Origin of the sequence: Clostridium bornimense (assembly GCF_000577895.1) — a bacterium.
Taxonomy (GTDB): domain Bacteria; phylum Bacillota; class Clostridia; order Clostridiales; family Clostridiaceae; genus Clostridium_AN; species Clostridium_AN bornimense.
Window position 1 is genome coordinate 1116316 of the sequence record NZ_HG917868.1, and the last position, 20468, is coordinate 1136783.

Below are 20468 nucleotides of genomic sequence, written 5' to 3' on the forward strand. Positions count from 1 at the left end.
ACAATAAAATGTTATGATAGGAGGAAATTTAAATGAAAAAGTTAAGAATTGCAGCTTTAGTTGGAGCAGTAGTAGTAACTGCAGCTAGTGTGCTAATTAAGGATAAGGAAAATAGAAGTAAAGAAGAATATGGAAAAGTAAAGGGGATTCCGGAAGAACCAGCTAAATAGCTGGTTTTTTTATTAAGCATAAGTATATAATATTGTCAATTATATTGCGTAAAAGGCAAAAAAATACTCATAAACGATATAAAATATAAAGATAAATCCTTTGTGAGTTAAAAAAGATAGGATAAGTAATATATATAGAAAAAATATTCGGATAATGCGATAATTTAAATATATTATTAAAGAGAATTATAATTTATTAAAAAATGTAACTAAGGAAAAAGAAAAAGTCAGATAACTTTAAACTTATTTTGACTTTAGAATCTTTATAAAGATATGATATTTATTTAATTTGGAAATAGGAGAAATACATATGGATAATTTAAATATTTTAGATAAAAGTATTAATATGAATGATGAGATGATGGGGAAAAAAATATATATAGATCGAGATTGGATTGATATAGATAAAAGTGTAGGTATAGTATCAGATGTAATAATCCATATGAATGCATATAGTATTTCTAAATTAATAGGTATAGAAGAAAACTTTAAAGTGTTATTAAGAAACAAAGATTATGCTATAGTAGGTAATTCAATAGTTTTATATAAAGAGTTTATATCACTATTAGAAGAAGGAAAAAATACTCTTTCTTTTATATTTGATAATAATGAGGAAAGAAAAGTTTGTATAAATATTATTGAAGATAAAGATATAAGTTTGGACTTAATAATAGGAAAAGCTAATGGAGAAAGAGAAGATAGAATTGTAGTACCAATAATGATTGAAGGTATAACAGAAAATGGACTAAATGCTTTTAATTTTTCTCTTTCATTTGATAATAATAGATTTAGTAATATAAAAATCTTCCCTGGTAGTATATGTGTCAATCCAGAAGTAACTTTATTTACTGATATTAATGAAGATAGTGGAACAATATCAATAATGTACTGTGATTCCGTGGGAGATGGAACTGAAGCAATATATAAAGATGGAATATTTATAGAATTAGAAATGAATATAAAAGAAGAAGCTCCATTTGGAGATAGTGAAATAAATATGAATCAAATAGGTATATTTGCTGATATTAATGATTCACTATATAATCTAAAATTCCAATCAGGATTAATTACAGTAGATGGGCTAGTAAATGCAGAAATTCTTACACCTACAACTACTTTTGATTTAAATGATTTTGTAGATGTTTATGTAGATATAATATTTAATGAAAATATTTTAGAAAAGATAATATTAGGTGATACTGTTCTAAAGGAAAATGTAGATTATTTTATAAATAATGACAATGTAGTTTTAACAAAGGAATTCTTAAAGACTTTAGAAGAGGGACAAAAGGAATTTGTTTTCGAATTTGAAGAATGTGAAGATATTTTATTATATGTTGATATTTTTAGAGGAAACAAGAAAATTAAAATTGAAATTAATGATGTTTCTGTAACAAAAGGTACATCAGTAGTAGCACCTGTAAGTATAGAAGGCGTAACAGAAGAAAAGCTAAGTGCTTTTAATTTTGCATTAAGTTATGACAATAATAAAATGAAAAATGTAGCAGTAGTGGCAAAAGATATATGTGTAAATCCTGATGTGACATTATTTTCTGACGTAAATGAAGATAAGGGAATAATATCAATAATGTACTGTGATTCTAAAGGTGATGGAAGTGAATCTATTTGCAAGGATGGTCCATTTATAGATATTGAATTTGATGTAGATAGTAACGTAGAAAATGATATAAGTAGTTTTGTAATAAGTGATTGCGGAGTATTTGTAGATACAGAGGATCAATTATATGATTTAAGATTTATTGGTGGAAATATTAATATTGAGAATGAGGGTAAAGATCCAGAGTTAATTACAGAAGCAATAGAGGTAGATATGGATAATCTCAATGATATAGAAGTAAAATTGGACTTCAATGGTAATAGTTTAGTATCCATAAGTGATGGTAATAGTAAATTAGAGAATAATAAGGACTATGTTATCAAAGATAAAAGTGTTATTCTTAGTAAAGGATACTTAAAATCATTAAATATAGGTACAACACCTCTTATATTTCAATTTACTTATGGACAAAATAAAATATTAATGATTAATGTAAATAAATCAGTAGAGAATCTTCAGTTATCAATTGGATCATCTAAAGGAAAACATGGAGAAAAAGTTATATTACCAATTAGTCTTAGTGGAGTAACAGAGAATAAATTAGGAACAATTAATTTTTCAATTAAGTATAATACAGATAAATTTGAAAATATAAATGTTATACCTAGAGAATTATGTATTAATCCAGAATCAACATTATTTGCAGATATAAATAGAGATAGTGGAATAATAGTTATTCGTTATTTTGACACTTCAGGAACAGGAATGGAAGCTATATCAGAAGATGGTGTATTTATTGATTTAGAAATGGATATTTGTAAAAATGCTGAAGTTGGAGTTGAATCAATAAAATTAAGTAGATTAGGTATTTTCGCTGATATGAATAATTCATTATATGAAATCAATGTAAAAGCAGGATTAGTAAATATATTAGAAGGAGAAGTTGAGAATAAGGAAATAGTTAATGATAGATTAGAAATGAATGTAGATAATAATTCTAATAAGTCATTAGATTTGAATGTATGTTCTGTTTTAGGAAAGCAAGGATCAAGGGTAACAGTACCTGTTATTTTTAAAGGTATAACCGATGAAAAGTTAAGTGCTTTTAATTTTTCATTAAAATATGATAATAGTAAGTTTGAAAATGTTAAGGTTATTTCACAAGGATCATGTATAAATCCAGAGGAAACATTATTTTCAGGGGTAAATAATGAGGCCGGCATTATATCTATCATGTACTGTGATTCTACCGGAACAGGAATAGATTCTATTGCACAGGATGGTGTTTTTCTAAATTTAGAATTTGATATAAAAGGAAATTCAGAAATAGGAGTAAGTGACATAACTTTAAATAAATTAGGTGTATTTACTGATGCTAAAGGTGGATTGTATGATGTTAATTTTATAGGTGGGTCTATTTCTATACTAAAATCTCAAGATAAGGACTCAACTATAAATAAAAGCGTTGATAAGTTCGATAAAGAAGATCCTTTTGATGTAATCGTAGATATGAATCTAAATGGTAATAATTTAGTTCATATAATGAATAGAGATGAGATTTTATTAAAGGGAAGAGATTATTTAGTTAAGGGTGAAACTGTAATAATAACTAAAGAATATTTGGACATATTGCCACTAGGAGATGAAGTATTAACTTTTAAATTTAGTTCAGGAAAAGATCAAGTTCTTATGGTAAACATTGATCAAAGTAAGCCGAAGTTAGTGAATGCGGAAATAAATATAAATTCATCAGTTTTTGATTTAGCAAGTCCATTAGAAATTCCTATTAAGGTGTTGTTAAATGGTAATTGCTTTAGAGATATAAAACATGGTGCATTAACTTTAAATGAAGGAAAAGACTATATTTTAGAAGGAAATACAATTGTTTTAACTAAAAGATATCTAGAATCTATGGATGTTGGTGTGAAATTATTAAATATAAACTTCACATCAGGACAAACTATACCTTTTACTATCAATGTTATTAATAGTATGGAGGATGAAGGGAAGTTTTCTATTAATGTAGCTTCAATAGAAGCAAAAGCTGGAGACATAATCACTATACCAGTGTATGTGAGAGGAACTCCTAAACAAGGGGTAGAAGCATTTGACTTTAGACTAAGTTATGAAGGACAATTTTTAGATGTTATTGATGTAAAATCTGGAGAAGTTGTAGTTAATGCAGATAAAAATTTAAAGTATTATTCAAATGCGAAGAGACATTTAATTTATGTAACTTATATTGATTATGAATGCCTAGGAAATGATGCAATACAATATGATGGAGTGTTACTTTATGTAACATTTAAGATAAAAGACGAGACGTCAAGGGGACCAGTTAAGGTAGAACCTAATAATGATGATCCTGTATTTTCAGATTTTGATGGTAATAATTATGACTTTGATTTCAATGGAGGTGTAATAACTGTAATATAGTATTAAAAAGATGATATAAAATTACATAGCCCCAAATGCCAGAGTCATTATATAAAAAGGTTAATTTAAAAATGGGATCTCGCAATTGACGATTAAATTTCGTGAGCGAGATCCCTTTTTTAATTCCTAATAAAAAAGAATTTTTTACTATTATAGATTTATTATTAGTTCTTGAGAAAATATACAATTTTCTATTTTAGTATTTAATATAACATTTTTATAATCTCTATTTATAATTTCTCTTACGGTTTTTAGTCCTATGCCATGTCCATCACCTTTAGTAGAAAAATCTTTTTCGTAGATTTTATAAACAGGAGGTGTATCAGGAAGACAAGAATTTCTAACAATAAATATAATACTATCATCGGTTTTTATACCAGCGAAGTGAAGAGATTTCTTTTCACATAAATCTGCTGCTTCTATAGCATTATCCAAAAGTATACCTATAATTCTACATATATCAATAGTATTCATAGGTATATTATCAATGTCATCTATTAATTCAATTCTAGTTTCAATATTGTGGGACTGAGATGTAATTAATTTTGATGATAATAGCGCTTTTAATGGACTTGTTTTAATATGTTGCAATAAGGATAAGTTTTTATTTTTAGTAACATGTTTTCCTGTCTCAGGAAGGAGATCTTTATTATAAAATTCTTTTAAGCCATTAAGGTCGCCTTCGTCAATATATCCACCTAGTGTAAGAAGAATATTGATATAATCATGTTTAAACTTTCTTAAATCGGTAGAAACATTTTCTAACAAGTCTGTATACTCTTTCAATTGAGAATATTCTTTTTCTTTATACTCTTGTTCAAACATATTTTTAATTGCCTTCGTTACAGAATAAAGCATTGTTAAACATACTGTAGACAAAAATATAATTAGAATCATGTGAAGTGAGATACTTCTGCTGTCCCAATTTGGAAGAAGATATCCACATAAATAAATATAAATTAAAAATATACCTAGCATTGTAGCTAAGACAAAAATTGATAGAAAACCTATCTGTCCATATTTCTTAAAATTAATATATTTTTTACTCATTTTTAATGCTACTATTCTAAAAATTAGACTTATAATAGTTGTTGTAAATAGTATCGCTATACCTATTATAGAGTATAAGGGATAGTTGTTAGATAGTCCTTCATACTCAATATTAAATACAACTATTGTTATAGCACCAACAATTCCGTCACTAATCATATTACTGATTAATATGAAAATAGATGTTATCAAAGCATAAGTAAGATTTCTATATACTATAAAAATATAAATTAATACACTTGCTATTAAATATGATGAACTCAGGTTACAGAAGAAAAATGAACCTGATGTAGATTTATACATTACTGTTAATGCTAGTACACAGTAATTAAGAAATGTATAAATCACTAAAGCTCTAATATTATTTTTAACAAAACATAAATTAGCAACTGGTAATACTATCATAAGAGATAATATCAGTGGATAGAGCATATTAAAAACTAAAGCATGCATTTCTTTAACAATCCCTTCAAGTATCTAGAAGATACATAGCATATCTCTCCATTTATCATATTAATAATAAGTTGATCTTTATCTATTGATTTTATTTTTTTTGTATTGACAATATAAGATCTGTGAGGTTTATAGAAATCTGATGATAATTTTGTTTCTATATCCTTTAATGAACCATAAAATTCAGAATGACCACTAGTGGTATGAATACGTATTTTATGCTCTTTGCTAGAAGTTTCAAAAAATAGTATATCATCCATATCGAAGAATGTTATATTATTACCAATATTTATAGGGATAGTATTGGTATTTTGAACTTTAATATTCTTCAAATCATTGAATGCTTCATTTATACAATCTACAATCCTATCTTTTATCATATTAGTGTCAGCTTTTATTATAAAATCCATAGCACGAACTTTATATTGAAAAGTTAATAGCGTAAGTTCGGCATGAGAAGTTAAAAATACAATGTAACCCATTGGATCATGTTGTCTCAAAATTTTAGATAATTCTAGTCCATTTATGTTACTTTGGAGATCTATATCTAAAAAATAAATAAAATTCTGTGATTTAGAATCTTGTACATATTGAATTACTTCGTTAGGATTATTAGTAGATAATGCAATTTTAATGTGAGCACTTCTTACTTCATTTTCAATAATACTTTCTAAGTTTTTTCTTTGAGTAGTGTTATCTTCACAAATTATAATATCAAGCATAATATCCCCCTAAACAACATAGTTAATATAATAATTATACCATGAATGTTGAAAAATGTTTATAATTTAATTATTTTGTAATTATTATAAGAGTTTTTTTGGATTTTGTAGAAAATATATGTTATCATAAAAGATTTATACAAAAGTGAATTAATTATTAAATTAGTATAAATAAAATTTAGCATCAATATGAAAAAATAAAGAAAAAATGTTTATAATAATTTACTTTTTTTTCAATAGTTCTATTTCAATAATTTATAATAAATTTTTTTAAAAATAATATAAAAAGTTTTTAATAGTATTTTAATAATATCTTGCTAATAATTACAAAGTTATAGTTATATGTGATATTTTCAATAAATTAAATATAACTATAGAAATTATCGAATGAAAGAAGAAAATATGAAGAGTATAATGTATATAATTTTGTAGTTTTTATAGTATTTTACATAATAAAATTTATAGTATATATCAAGCTATTACCGTTATAATATATAGTTAATTTAAGCATATTATAAGTTTTGACAGGAAATAATAGACTGTGATACCATAATAAAAATTTGTAATAGATTGGAGGATATAGATGCAGTTTTGGGCTAACTTTTTTAAAGGGATAGCTATAAGTATTTCACAGATTGTGCCAGGGGTTAGTGGTGGAACTATAGCGATGATATTAGGAATATACGATAAACTTATACATGCAGTAAATAATATTGTTAAGGATTTTAAAAATCAGTATAGGATTTTACTAGAGGTCGGATTAGGAGCTATAATAGGGATATTTTTATTTAGTAACATGGTAAAAAAACTACTTGATAATTATCCTATACCATTAGGCTATTTTTTTATTGGTGTTATTTTAGGTGGAGCACCATTGATGTATAAAAAAGCTACAGAAAAACAAAGAAGTAAAAGAGGAATTATATTTTTGATATTGGGTATAATTGCTGTAATGCTAATGAGTGGTAATTATAAAAGTAATTCAGAGTTAATAACCTCACTGACAATAGTTAATTTTATATGGTTATTTATAGGAGGTTTTATAATTGCTATAGCATTAATACTGCCAGGAATAAGTGGGTCCTTTATGTTGTTAATATTAGGATTATATAATACTGTAATTAATTCTATAACAGAATTTAATATACCTATTTTGATTCCGATAGTATTAGGTGGACTAGTAGGAACTATAGCTACAGCTAAAGCTATTGACAAACTTTTAAATAAGTTTCCAAATGAGACTTATATGATTATTTTAGGATTTATATTAGGATCTATAGTTGAGGTTTTTCCTGGATTTAATGGTCTTGAAAGTATAGTAGGTATTATATTAGGTATAATAGGTTTCTTATTTATTTATTTTATTAGTAAAAATGAATAATTTTAATTAGATAAATTTTAGTATTTTTGCAGATAATATATTTCATAGAAAGATTCTTATAGCTAAAATGGAGAATTTATATGGAATATATAGAATTTTTAAAGAAATTAACATTAATGAGTAGAAAAGAGTACATAGAATATTTGCTATTATATAAGACATGTTTAGTAATATCAGAAGTAAAGCCAGCTGTAACAATAGCATTTAGTAAAATAAAAAATAATCAATATGAAGACTGGTGTAAATTTGGTATTAACTTTTTAGATACAGTATCTTTGGATTATATGGTTTTACGAGATAAAGAAGATATTATAATACTGATGATATATAATAAAAAATTATTAGAAGAAGTAATAAATGAAAAAGAAAATAAAAGTTTTTTAAAGGAGTTTGGATATTATAGTATTAATTTAGAATCAAATTTAAAAATTTTAAAGAATAGATATGATAAGTATAATTGTCCTCATGAAATTGGAATCTTTTTAGGAATTCCAGTTGAAGAAGTAAGAGCTTTTATTATAAGTACTGATAATAATTATATTGAATCAAGATATTGGAAGGTGTTTGTAGATCGTAAAAAATCTACAGATATATTTAAAAGATATGATTTTATACGTAAGTATACTATAAGTAGTATCATTAACGGTTTTTCATTATATAAAGTAGTATCATTAATTAAAGAAAATCTATACTAACATAGATTGTATGTTAGTATAGATTTTTTTTTATTTAGCATATTATGTAGTGAAAAAGATAAAATAGGAAAAAATATTATTGACTAATATATATAAAGTCATTATGATTAATCTTATATTAATTTGATAGGAAAACTATGAATAATATTTATAGATATTATAGGAGGAATAATTAATGAAAGTTATAATAATAGGAGGAATAGCAGCTGGTGCTAGTGCAGCAGCAAAACTAAAAAGAGTAAATAGAGATGTAGAAGTAATTATTTATGAAAAGTCCAGTATAATTTCTTTTGGCGCATGCGGACTTCCTTATTATGTTGGAGAGTTTTTTAAGGGAAGTAACAATATGATAGCAAGAACACCAGAAGATTTTGAAAAAACTGATGTAAAGGTTAGAGTGAATCATGAGGTTATAGATGTAGATTTTAATAATAAAACTATTGTTGTAAAAGATACTATTAATAACAATGAATTTACAGATAAATATGATAAGCTAATGATTGCAACAGGAGCAAGAAATTTTATTCCGCCTATAAAAAATATAGAACTTAAGAATGTTTGTACTTTAAGAACTATGGAAGATGGAAAAAGATTAAAATCGTTACTGAAAGATAATAAAAACAAGAAGGTAGCCATAATTGGTGCTGGATTTATTGGACTAGAAGCAGTTGAGGCTGTGAAAAACTGTGGAAAAGACGTATCATTATTTCAATTAGAAGATAGAATACTTAAAGAAGTCTTTGATAAAGAAATAACAGATATTTTAGAAGATGAGTTAAGAAAACATGATGTGAACTTATATCTAAATGAAACAGTCTTAGAGATTATAGGTGATGATAAAGTAGAAGGAATAAGAACTAACCTGAGAGAAATAGAAGCGGATATAGTTATTTTAGCAACAGGAGTAAAACCAAATACTGATATTTTTAAAGATAAAGGTATAAAGATGCTTAAAAATGGTGCAATATTAGTGGATGAATATGGTGAAACTTCTATAAAAGATGTTTATTCAGCAGGAGATTGTGCAACTATAAATAGTTTTGTTACAGGTGAAAATATCTATGTGCCATTAGCTACAGGTGCTAATAAATTAGGTAGAATAGTAGGTGAAAATCTTGCTGGTGGTAATATAAAGTTTCAAGGTTCTTTAGCTTCAAGTTGCATAAAGGTTATGAATATGGAAGCTGCAAGGACAGGATTATCTGAAGAAGAGGTTAAGAAAAAAGGATTAGATTATAAAGTTAAATTTATAAAAGATATGAATCAAACAAATTATTACCCGGGTCAAAGTGAAATATATGTAAAAATTATATATGATGCGCTAAATAAGAAAATATTAGGTGGTCAGATAGTTGGGTATAAAGATGCAGTTCAAAGGGTAAATGTGTTAGCAGCGTGTATTTTTGCTGGTATCACAACAGAACAATTAGGAATGTTAGATTTATGTTATGCTCCACCTTTTTCGAGAACATGGGATGTACTAAATGTAGCAGGAAATGTAAGTAAATAATATATATTAAGGAGGAAAAAATGAAAGATAGTTCATTTTTATCAGAATTTCTTTTAATAACAAATTTTAAAACCGTAGCATTTATAATTACTCTAATAGGTATATTTTTTATAATGAAAAGTATGGAAAAGAAAAAAGTAAAATTCCCTATAAGAATGATTACAGCAACAATTGTAGGATTAATATTAGGAGTAATAATACAATGGATAGCAGGATTTCCTAAAGATCCTAGCAAAGTAACTTGGTTATCTGAGGTTACGCAATGGTATGGTCTATTTGGTTATGGATTTATGGATCTTTTAAAGATGCTAGTAGTACCATTAGTGTTTTTATCAATTATAAGAGTTATTATAAATATGAAAGGAGAAAATCTAGGAAAACTTACATCAAGAAGTATCTTTATGTTACTAATTACTACTGCAATAGCTGCTATTATTGGTATGATTGTAGGAAATGTGATGAAGCTTGGTGTAGGTGTTAATATAGGAGATATAAATAATAATGTAGAAATTAGAGAAGTTACATCAATAATTGATACCTTAAGAGGTTTATTACCATCGAATCCTATAAAAGCTATGGCTGATGGAAATATAGTAGCTGTAGTTATTTTTGCAGCATTTATCGGTACATCAATAAATATATTAAAGAAAAAATATAGTGATGTAATAGAACCTTTTGTAGGATGGGTACAAGGGGCTTATAAGATAATAACAAGTGTAGCTATGACAGTTATTAAATTTATGCCATATGCAGTAGTAGCACTTTTAGCTAATACTATAACAGCGAGAGGGATATCGGCACTATATACAGTTTTAGATTTTATAATAGCAGTGTATATAAGTGTAGTTATTATGTTTATAATTCATTTATTAATAGTATCATTAAGTGGTATAAATCCTATTACATATATCAGAAATGTATCTGAAGCATTAATATTAGCTTTTACATCAAGATCAAGTTTAGGAACTTTACCGGTAACAATAGAATGTCTTACTAATAATGTGAAGGTTAATGAAGGGGTGGCTAGCTTTGTAGGAAGTCTTGGATCGAACATGGGTATGAATGGTTGTGCAGGAATATATCCAGCATTAATGGCTATAACTATTGGAAATATGGCAGGAGTAGAAATGGATATAAGCTTCTATATAATGTTATTGGTGATAATAACCATAAGTTCTCTTGGCATAGCAGGATTGCCAGGAACTGCAACTATGGCGGTCTCTGTTGTAGTTTCAGGTATGGGAATGGGCAGTTATTTTCCTTTAGCTGGGGGAATTATTGCAATTGATCCTATTTTAGATATGGGCCGTACTATGCTTAATGTAAATGGAACAATGACTAGTACTGTGGTAGTGGCCAAAAGTTTAAAAGAGATTGAAAATAAATAGGTTTTTATATTAGATAAGAAGAAAATAGTTAGGGACTGTTGCACTTAATGCTTCAGTCTCACTTTTTATAAAGAATGCACAGTGTACAAGGTATAGCAGTGAAGAAGTAATAGTGAATAGAGAATAGTTATGGAGGAAATTAACCTTAATGATTCATCACTTGCTTTTATTTATTCACTAGTCTATTTTACTTGTGTCATGTGCCTTCTAACCTGTGCCATGATAAAAGGACTATCGCTCACAAATTTTCATTTGCTAATGCGACAGCGCCTCTATTTTTTAAATTTACAACTTACCATTCACGATTTGTATATTTAACTTTAATCTTTATACATATAGTCACGAGTTAGAGGGATAGAGTTATTTATTCCTTTAGTAAATAATATTTGATGTAAATCACAAATACCGTTATTAAAAACAGCTGCACAGGCACAAAGATATAGTTGCCACATTCTAATAAATCTTTCATCAAATTTATTTTCTATTATATCTATATTATTGTTAAAGTTAGAATACCAATGTAAAAGTGTATTTTTATAATGTAGTCTTAAATTCTCAACATCTAAAACATGATAGTTGTTTTCTGCTGAAAGTGATATAATTTCTCGTAATGTAGGTATCACTCCTCCAGGAAAAATATATTTTTTAAGCCAAGGATCTCCTGGTGATTCTATAAGTGAAGTGATATAGTGTAGCAAAAATATACCGCTATCTTTTAAAACTGAGGATACTGAATTGAAAAAGTCAGGATAATGATCTCTACCTACATGCTCAAGCATACCAACACTTACTACAGCATCAAAAGTTTTATCTAATTTAGGTAAGTCAAGATAATTCATTAATTTTACTTCTAAAAAATTTTCTAAATGTTCTTCTTCTATACGTTCATTAAATTTCTTAAATTGTTCTTCGCTTAATGTGATACCTACCCCTTTTACTTTATATTTTTTAGTAGCTTCAATTAAAAGTGCACCCCAACCACATCCAATATCAAGTAAAGTGTCACCTTCTTTTAAGTTAAGTTTCTTTAAAATATGATGTATTTTGTTCATTTGAGCATCATACAGATTATCTTTTTCATTTTTAAAATATCCACATGAGTAGCTCATGGTTTTATCTAACCAAAGACTATAGAAGTCATTTCCTATATCATAATGAGAAGCTATATTCTCTTTTTGTTTGGTTTTAGAAGATTTATGAAATATTTTTGGAAGACCTTTAAAGTCAAAATTAAAGTGGGTTATATTTTGAAGTATTGAATTTAGTGCAAAATATAAATCACCATCAATTTCAAAGTTTTTATCCATATATGCTTCTCCAAAAGCTAAAGTAGTACTTAAAGCCATATCTTTTTTATTTAATGGTTTATTTAACTTTAAAGTGAAAGTGGGAGTGCTTCCCCCTACTAAAGTTTCTTCACCATCCCAAAATTTAATTTGGAAACTAGGGCCTTCAAAGTTTTTTGTTAAGTTTTTAATCAATGATTTTTCTATATCCATGAGATAAACCTCCTTTATTAAAGAGTATGCACTTTTAAATAAAAAAATAAACTGAATTTAAACAATTAGTAATAGATAGATATAAAAAAATGATATAAAATAAGTTAAGAAATTATTATATAATTAAGGAGAAAAAATATGCCAAAAGTAATAGTTATTGGTGGTGGACCAGCAGGAATTATGGCTGCATTGGAAGCAGCTAAATATAATGAAGTATTATTAATAGAAAGAAATGACGAATTAGGTAAAAAGCTTAAATTAACTGGTGGTGGAAGATGTAATATAACTAATAATAGATATATAGAAGAATTCTTTGATAAAGTAGTAACAAATAATAAATTCTTGTATAGTGCCTTTTATACTTTTACAAATGAAGATTTATTGAAGTATTTCACTGATAGAGGATTGAGATATAAAGTAGAATATGATGAAAAAGTTTATACTATGAGTGATAAAGCTGATGAAGTAATTGAAATTTTAAAAAAGGATTTAGAAAAAAATAAAGTTAAAGTTATGTATGGTACAAAAGTTGTAGACTTAATAGTGGAAGAAAAAAGTATAAAAGGTGTAGTAACGGAAGATGGAAATAAAATTTTAGGAGAAAAAGTCATTGTTACTACAGGAGGAAAAAGTGTTCCTGCTACAGGATCAGATGGATCAATGTATAAAATACTAGAAGACTATGGTCATGGCATTGCACCATTATATCCTGCATTAATTCCATTAGTTACAAAAGAAGGGTTTGTAAAGAATCTGCAAGGAGTATCAATGAAGGAAGTAGTTTTTACTACAAAGCTAAAGAAAAAGAAGATAGAAGTAAAAGGGGATATGATTTTTACGCACTTTGGGATATCAGGGCCTGGTGTTTTAAAATTATCTTCTTATATTAATAAGGCATTGAAGGATGGAGAAGTGGAGATTACATTAGACTTTTTAGAAGAGTGGAGCAGGGAAAAATTATCAAAGCAAATGAAATCAAACTTAAATAAAAGCTTAATTAACAATTTAAAGGGAATATTGCCACAGAATTTCCTAAAAGAGATTTTAGGTATGGTGGGATTACTTGAGACAAAAGCAAGTGAGCTAAAAAAAGAAGATGAAAATAGGGTTATTAATTATATAAAAGAGATGAGATTAACTATTATAGAAACTATAAGTATAAAAGGTGCTATGGTAACTAGTGGTGGAGTTAAAGTAAAAGAGATTAATGCATCGACAATGGAGTCAAAAATCATAAAAAATTTATATTTTGCAGGAGAAGTGATTGATGTAGATGCAGAAACAGGGGGATATAATTTACAAATTGCATTTTCAACAGGATATTTAGCTGGTAATAGTACAAAAGTGATTACAAATTAAATAAAATAATGTTATTATATGGTATAATATATTTGAAGTAACTAATAGGGGGAAGAAGGTAAATGAAAAAAGGAGCGAAAATAGCAATAGCTATATCGGGAATATTAGTTATAGCATTAGCTGTAGGTGGTACTATTTTTTTTGTTAACAAAAATAAGTATAATCCAGAAAAAGCATTAGAAGAATATACTTCATTAATTAATGATAAAAAATACGAAGAAATGTATTCTAAAATAACAAAGGAAAGTCAAGGTAATATATCTAAAGAAGATTTTATAAAAAGAAACAAGAATATATATGAAGGTATTGAAGCAACAAATATTAAAAATAAGGTTTTAAAAGTAAAAAAAGATGGTTCAAACTATGATATTACTTATGAATCTACAATGAATACAATTGCTGGAGAAGTGAAATTTAAAAATACTGTAGTAGTAAAGAAAGATGAAGGAATAGAGTGGTCTTCAAAAATGATTTTTCCTGACTTGAGCAGTGATGATAAAGTAAGAGTTAATGATGAACAAGCCAAAAGAGGTAGCATTTTAGATAAAAATGGGAATGTTTTAGCGGAAGATGGCTATATTAATGAAGTTGGTATTGTACCAGGAAAGTTAGGAGATGCAAAAGAGGATAATATTAAAAAGATTTCAGAGCTTTTAGAGGTAAGTGAAGAATATATAAATACTGAAATTACTGCATCTTATGTACAAGATGATACTTTTGTTCCTATAAAAGATATTTCATCATCAGATGAAAGGGTTGATCAGCTACTTGAGATACCTGGAATAATGCTTAATGATAAAAAAGCTAGGGTATATCCATTAGGCGTTGAAGCGGCACATTTAACTGGATATGTTCAAAATATTACAGCAGAAGAACTTGAAAAAAATAAGGATAAAGGTTATTCATCAAGTTCCGTAATTGGAAAAGTAGGATTAGAAAAAGCTTATGAAGATACCTTAAGAGGAACTGATGGTGTAGAAATATATATTGAAGACAAAAATGGTGAAAAGAAAAGTGAAATAGCATCGACAGAACTTAATGATGGAAAAGATGTTACTGTTACTATCGATAGTAGTATGCAAAAACTATTATATAGTCAATTAGAAAGTGATAAAGGGTTTGCGGTAGCAATGAATCCTAACACTGGAGAAGTATTAGCAATGGTAAGTACACCATCTTATGATCCTAACGATTTTATTTTAGGAATATCAAATAATAAGTGGGAAGAATTAAATAATGATGAAAATAAGCCTTTGTATAACAGATTTCAAGGTACATTTGCTCCAGGATCTTCTTTTAAACCAATAACAGCAGCTATAGGGTTAGAAAATAAGGCCATTGATGCTGATGGAACTAAAAATATAAGTGGTAAGAGTTGGAAGAAGGATGATAGTTGGGGGGATTATTCAATAACTAGAGTCACAGATTATGGTTCAACCACAAACTTAACAAAGGCTATGGTATATTCAGACAACATCTATTTTGCTCAAGTTGCATTAGATGTTGGAAAGGATAGTTTTGCTACAGATTTAACTAAAATGGGATTTGGAGAAAAAATACCATTTAAATATGGATTATACTCATCTCAATTTGCAGATGATGATAAGTTTAAAGATGATATTCAATTAGCAGATACAGGATATGGACAAGGAAAACTTTTAGTAAATCCAATACATTTAGCTTCTATATATACAGCATTTTTAAATGACGGAAATATGATAATGCCAACATTAGATAGTGGAGAAACATCAAAAGTATGGAAAGAAAATATTATGACAAAAGATACTGCGTCTACAGTATTAAATACAATGGTATCTGTTGTAGAAGATCCAGCAGGAACTGCAAGTGAGGCGAAGATAGATGGTCTTACTATAGCTGCAAAAACAGGTACTGCAGAAATAAAGAAAACTCAAGATGATACTGAAGGAACTGAGCTTGGATGGTTTGCAGCTATGACTACAAATAAAGATAATAATAATCTATTGGTAGTATCTATGATCGAAGATGTTAAAGATAAAGGCGGAAGTCATTATGTTATTCCAAAAGTTAAGACAGCATTAGAGACAGTAAAATAAAAACAAAGGACTTGATGTACAATAAATAAACCAATATTGTGCTTAAGTCCTATTTTTAACGATTTTAACCTCATACATATTTACTATTACTTATTATGTTTAGGAATAATTTATTTATATTAATAATATTATTAATATAAACAGAAGTTATGGGGTGAGGAGTTTGCAAAAGTGCTTTATTTTGGGTAAATATAGTATAGGATTTAAAGATGATTTTGTAAAATATAATGAATTAAAAAGACAGTATATGGAGTTGTCAAAAAATGCTGCTGTTGAATTTAATGATGCATTTTTTAAAGAATCCATGACAATACAGGATATAAAAGAGAAAGCATTGGAAAAAGGAAATGACATAATATTAAAAAATGTTGAAGTGGCTATTAAATATTTAATAAATAATGATATTATGGGAATTGATAAAGATACCTTTATAGAAAAATATTATGATAAGTTTTGTACTTTAAATAAAGATTTCACCGATATAATTAGCTTTAACTTTATCAGTAAAGGATCTAATATAAAAGAAGTTGCTCAATCTATAATAAATTCTGTAGGTAACGTTATAGGTGATAATTATGGAAAAAATAATTACATTCAAGAAATATTAGAAAGTCTATCTAATGCTATAGAAGACAATGTATTTAAGATTCATTATAGTTTAGTAGATGCTATGAGAGAAAATGGAAAAGAGTATATAGCAAAATATGTAATGGAAGAAGAGGAAAAATTATCTCTTGCTTTACTTAATAATTTTAGAGATGGATTAATTCCAAAAGAAAAAGAAGAAATAGTTGTAAAGGAAATAATAGAGAAAAATCCTTATAATAAAGAATTATATATGTATTTGATGAATTCTGGAGAAGCTAGTAAAAAGGATATATATGAAATAATTGAATTTTTAGCTATAGATATGTCAGAAGAAAAGTCTAAGGAAAAAGAGGAAAGAACAGTTGATGGAATAGTTTTTGATACTTTAGAGGAGGCAGAAGTAGCTAAAGATGAATTAAAGAGAATACAAGATATTGAAAATAAAATTAAAACAGGAAGTGAAAGTGATTATAAAGAAATTATTGAGGAAATAAGAAATGGTGATTATAAAACCATAATAAAGGATAAACATATACTAGAACTTAGTGAAAAATTAGTTGAAACAATTGAGTCAGAAGATAGAAAAATTGTTGAAAGATATTATAATACACTAGTTTTTTTAGATCAAGAAAGTATGAAGAGAGGAATAGCTAAGATAAGAAACCTTGATGTAAGGACTAAGAAGGTAAAAGAGGAAAAAATAAGATATATCGTAAATAGATCTGAGAAGATTATTAAGAGACATAGAATACTATTAGAGAGAGCTAAAAGGTATGAAGTAAGGGTTAAAGCATTAAAAACATTGCCAAAGGAAGAAAAAAATGCTTTAATTAGAATAATATCAAAGACTATAGAAAAAGGAAATGATATTATTGAGGATTTACAAGAGAGAAGTGAGAGAGAGGCTTGGAGGTTCATAACTAATAACGGTACTAGATCTATAGAAGATGTAGAAGAAAATAGGATTTAAATGTATGCAGATTATTTATTATATAAAAATATATAGTAAGTAATCTGCATATTTTAATTATATGTAATACAATAATTATTTTTTATCACTAAGTAATGATGTCTTGAATATTTTGATTAGGGAACAATATTATTTAGTTGGAGTTAGTATGGATGGAATTGCATTAGTATTATCAGGAGGGGGAGGAAAGGGATCTTATCAAATAGGTGTTTGGAAGGCTTTAAGGGAGTTTGGGATAGATAAAAAAATAGGAGCAGTAGCAGGTACTTCAGTAGGTGCTTTAAATGCCGCGTTATTTTTGCAAGATAACATAGATATCGCTAAAGAAGTATGGAGTAATATATCAAATGAAAAAATATTGAAGATAGATAAGATAGAAACTCTTAAAAAAATACTTTTAGAAACAGGAATAACGTCCTCTATGGTTAATAATTACTTAATAACTAAAGGTAAAAATGGGATATTTTCAAGAGAGGGATTACTTGAAATAATGAAAGAATATGTGGATTTAGATATAGTATCACAATCGAAAATACAATGTTTTATTAGTTGTTGTGAGATACCTAAAAAGGTAGTGAAATACTTTAATATAAATAATAATAGTCAGGAAAGAATTAAGGATATTTTATTAGCATCATCAGCATTACCAGTTATATATGATAATGTTATTATAGACGATAAAAGATATATAGATGGTGGGATAGTGGATAATATACCAGTGAAGCCATTATATGATATAGGATATAAGACTATTATAGTTGTGCATTTGAGTCATAATAGTATAATTAGAGATACAGATTTTCCAGGAATAAATATGTTTCAAATAATACCTAGGAAGCCACAAGGCAATTTTATCAAGGGAACTTTAGATTTTGATAAGAAACATGCAGAAATAAGGATGAATCAAGGCTATGAAGATACTTATAGACTTATACGACCTTTTTATGATATGGGACTTATTAAAGATAGAGTTTATAGATATGTATGTAAAAAGAGAGGACTAGGCTTGTTATAAAAAGGAGTTGTTGCACGAAGAGTGCGGTGGCTTTTCCTAGTAAGTTTGAAGGGAACAAGTATCATGGCACAGGGCACAGGTATAGATGAAATTCTTGCAGAATTTCTGAAATTTTATGTGTTAAGTTGAATGTTATAATTTTGACTATGTCTCTTGCTTAGATCAAATTTTCTATAAAAGTCGTTACAGAAAGCTCATGAAAGTTGCACTTTCATAAAGCTTAGGTTACGAATTATAATATAATTTCTGTATCTATAGTAAATATGAAAACACTGTGCTGTCCGCAGGACTATATTATTTTCCTATTAAAGGAAAATTAACCCTAACTATTCACCATTCACTCTTATCTATTCACTAGCCTACATTACTTGTGCCCTGTGCCTTCTAACCTGTGCCATGATAAAATAGGCTATCGCACACGAAGTTTCATTCGTTATTGCGATAGCTTTTTTTACTTCTATAAAATTCTTCTTGCAAAACTATAATCGCTAGCGCTAGATAAATTTGAGTATTTTACAAAATCTCCAGTTTGAGGTGCATGTATATACAAACCATTACCTACATAGATACCAACATGGTGAGTATTTCCTGGTGTACCAAAGAAGACTAAATCTCCAGGTTGCTCTTGGCCTTTTGGAACATAACTACCTAAAGTTTCTTGTGTATATGTAGGTGCTGGAGCATTTATACCTACCCTTCCAAATACATATTGAACAAATCCAGAGCAGTCAAAGGAGTTAGGGCCCTTAGCACCCCAAACGTAAGGCTTACCTAAATGGTTAGCAGCCTCAGATAGTACTGCCATTGCACCAGCACTATTTGTATCCCCACCTCTTGAAGCTACTGTTGCAGATGCTATAGTGGCAGTACCTTGTCCTAGGTTAAGAGCTAATTCGTTGTTAGCATTATCAATATAAGCTAATTCTGTTGAATATTTAACTTTTAGTTCATTTGCTTCTGCTAATAATTTTTCTTGATTAGATTTTTCTTTTTCTGTGTCAGTTATTTGTGTAGCTAATTTTTTATTTAAAGAATTTAATTTTTTTATTTCTTTATTGTAAGTAGATTTTTCTTTTTCTAGTCTATTTTTATTATCTCTTATATTATCTATGATGTCTTTTTCATAAGTAGATACTTTTTCAATAGTAGCAGCTCTTTCAATAAGATCACCTAAGGTTTTTGATTTAGATAATATTTCTATGGTAGAATCATTACCATTTTTATAAACAGCTCGTACCCTAGCTTTGAAATCGTCTTCATTTTCTTTAAGTATTGAATATACTTCATCTATTTCGGCTTGTTTTTTATTTATGGCTTCTGATTTTTCATTTATTGAAGCTTTTGTATTTTCTTGTTCAGATAGTAAGTTGCTTATTTTTTCATCTAATTTTTGTATATTAGAATTTGCTTCTTCAACCTTACTTAATATTTCTTGATACTCACTTAACATTGGAGTTGCATTAACTGATTCCCCCATATCTTCCATAGCAATCAATAAAGCGGCTGCTATAATAAGCGATAGATATTTCCTTTTCATTATTTATCTCCCCCAAAAATTAATTTTGATATCTTGAATATGAAATTTAAATATTTACAATT

The 20468-nt window shown here is 27.4% G+C and carries 14 protein-coding genes; 10 read left to right on the forward strand and 4 right to left on the reverse strand.

The features are described from left to right. Positions 1–32 precede the first annotated feature (32 nt). Together CM240_RS17430 and CM240_RS04935 are read left to right on the forward strand one after the other, a co-directional pair. On the forward strand, positions 33–170 hold the full coding sequence (locus CM240_RS17430; protein ID WP_156930509.1) for a hypothetical protein: 138 nt from the start codon (positions 33–35) through the stop codon (positions 168–170). 310 nt (positions 171–480) lie between these two features. Then, positions 481–4164, forward strand: coding sequence for a cohesin domain-containing protein (locus CM240_RS04935; protein WP_044037052.1), 3684 nt, complete (start codon positions 481–483; stop codon positions 4162–4164). Between the two features lie 150 nt (positions 4165–4314). On the opposite strand, the gene CM240_RS04940 is transcribed toward CM240_RS04935, so the two are convergent. Together CM240_RS04940 and CM240_RS04945 are read right to left on the reverse strand one after the other, a co-directional pair. After that, a complete protein-coding gene (locus tag CM240_RS04940; RefSeq protein WP_044037054.1) occupies positions 4315–5667 on the reverse strand; it encodes a sensor histidine kinase in 1353 nt (450 codons plus the stop codon). Further along, entirely contained in the window at positions 5655–6389 is a 735-nt protein-coding gene (locus tag CM240_RS04945) for a LytR/AlgR family response regulator transcription factor (RefSeq protein ID WP_044037055.1), read from the reverse strand. Before CM240_RS04945 ends, CM240_RS04940 begins: the two co-directional genes overlap by 13 nt. Before the next feature lie 583 nt (positions 6390–6972). Here CM240_RS04945 and CM240_RS04950 point away from each other — a divergent pair. From CM240_RS04950 to CM240_RS04965, 4 genes are all read left to right on the forward strand, one after another. Then, positions 6973–7770, forward strand: coding sequence for a DUF368 domain-containing protein (locus CM240_RS04950; protein WP_044037057.1), 798 nt, complete (start codon positions 6973–6975; stop codon positions 7768–7770). 80 nt (positions 7771–7850) lie between these two features. Then, positions 7851–8465 carry a DUF3793 family protein gene (locus tag CM240_RS04955; RefSeq protein ID WP_044037059.1) on the forward strand — a complete coding sequence of 205 codons (615 nt, stop codon included), beginning with the start codon at positions 7851–7853 and terminating at the stop codon, positions 8463–8465. Positions 8466–8640: 175 nt separating this feature from the next. After that, the gene (locus CM240_RS04960; RefSeq protein WP_044037061.1) at positions 8641–9975 is read left to right on the forward strand and encodes a CoA-disulfide reductase; all 1335 of its coding nucleotides are present in this window, start codon (positions 8641–8643) and stop codon (positions 9973–9975) included. 20 nt (positions 9976–9995) lie between these two features. Beyond that, complete coding sequence (locus CM240_RS04965) at positions 9996–11363, forward strand: cation:dicarboxylate symporter family transporter (protein WP_044037063.1); 1368 nt, start codon at positions 9996–9998, stop codon at positions 11361–11363. Positions 11364–11683: 320 nt separating this feature from the next. Here the strand turns inward: CM240_RS04965 and CM240_RS04970 are convergent, their stop codons facing one another. Continuing rightward, positions 11684–12862: an SAM-dependent methyltransferase gene (locus CM240_RS04970; protein WP_044037065.1), complete on the reverse strand. Its 1179-nt coding sequence runs from the start codon at positions 12860–12862 to the stop codon at positions 11684–11686. 138 nt (positions 12863–13000) lie between these two features. Here CM240_RS04970 and CM240_RS04975 point away from each other — a divergent pair, with 138 nt between their 5' ends. The 4 genes from CM240_RS04975 (at position 13001) to CM240_RS04990 (ending at position 18869) form a co-directional block, all read left to right on the forward strand. Beyond that, positions 13001–14221: a BaiN/RdsA family NAD(P)/FAD-dependent oxidoreductase gene (locus CM240_RS04975; RefSeq protein ID WP_044037067.1), complete on the forward strand. Its 1221-nt coding sequence runs from the start codon at positions 13001–13003 to the stop codon at positions 14219–14221. A gap of 62 nt (positions 14222–14283) precedes the next feature. Next, positions 14284–16296: a penicillin-binding transpeptidase domain-containing protein gene (locus CM240_RS04980; RefSeq protein WP_044037068.1), complete on the forward strand. Its 2013-nt coding sequence runs from the start codon at positions 14284–14286 to the stop codon at positions 16294–16296. Between the two features lie 163 nt (positions 16297–16459). Beyond that, on the forward strand, positions 16460–17854 hold the full coding sequence (locus CM240_RS04985) for a hypothetical protein (RefSeq protein WP_044037069.1): 1395 nt from the start codon (positions 16460–16462) through the stop codon (positions 17852–17854). A gap of 148 nt (positions 17855–18002) precedes the next feature. Further along, entirely contained in the window at positions 18003–18869 is an 867-nt protein-coding gene (locus tag CM240_RS04990; protein WP_051483697.1) for a patatin-like phospholipase family protein, read from the forward strand. A gap of 457 nt (positions 18870–19326) precedes the next feature. Here CM240_RS04990 and CM240_RS04995 read toward each other — a convergent pair whose 3' ends face one another. Further along, complete coding sequence (locus CM240_RS04995) at positions 19327–20406, reverse strand: C40 family peptidase (RefSeq protein WP_044037071.1); 1080 nt, start codon at positions 20404–20406, stop codon at positions 19327–19329. Positions 20407–20468: the final 62 nt, after the last annotated feature.

Bases quoted from the DNA above. Each gene is read 5' to 3' on its own strand.
- CM240_RS04945 (WP_044037055.1), bottom strand. From the start codon at position 6,389: ATGCTTGATATTATAATTTGTGAAGATAACACTACTCAAAGAAAAAAC.
- CM240_RS04975 (WP_044037067.1), top strand. From the start codon at position 13,001: ATGCCAAAAGTAATAGTTATTGGTGGTGGACCAGCAGGAATTATGGCT.
- CM240_RS17430 (WP_156930509.1), top strand. From the start codon at position 33: ATGAAAAAGTTAAGAATTGCAGCTTTAGTTGGAGCAGTAGTAGTAACT.
- CM240_RS04990 (WP_051483697.1), top strand. From the start codon at position 18,003: ATGGATGGAATTGCATTAGTATTATCAGGAGGGGGAGGAAAGGGATCT.
- CM240_RS04955 (WP_044037059.1), top strand. From the start codon at position 7,851: ATGGAATATATAGAATTTTTAAAGAAATTAACATTAATGAGTAGAAAA.
- CM240_RS04940 (WP_044037054.1), bottom strand. From the start codon at position 5,667: ATGCATGCTTTAGTTTTTAATATGCTCTATCCACTGATATTATCTCTT.
- CM240_RS04950 (WP_044037057.1), top strand. From the start codon at position 6,973: ATGCAGTTTTGGGCTAACTTTTTTAAAGGGATAGCTATAAGTATTTCA.
- CM240_RS04965 (WP_044037063.1), top strand. From the start codon at position 9,996: ATGAAAGATAGTTCATTTTTATCAGAATTTCTTTTAATAACAAATTTT.
- CM240_RS04970 (WP_044037065.1), bottom strand. From the start codon at position 12,862: ATGGATATAGAAAAATCATTGATTAAAAACTTAACAAAAAACTTTGAA.
- CM240_RS04995 (WP_044037071.1), bottom strand. From the start codon at position 20,406: ATGAAAAGGAAATATCTATCGCTTATTATAGCAGCCGCTTTATTGATT.
- CM240_RS04960 (WP_044037061.1), top strand. From the start codon at position 8,641: ATGAAAGTTATAATAATAGGAGGAATAGCAGCTGGTGCTAGTGCAGCA.
- CM240_RS04980 (WP_044037068.1), top strand. From the start codon at position 14,284: ATGAAAAAAGGAGCGAAAATAGCAATAGCTATATCGGGAATATTAGTT.
- CM240_RS04935 (WP_044037052.1), top strand. From the start codon at position 481: ATGGATAATTTAAATATTTTAGATAAAAGTATTAATATGAATGATGAG.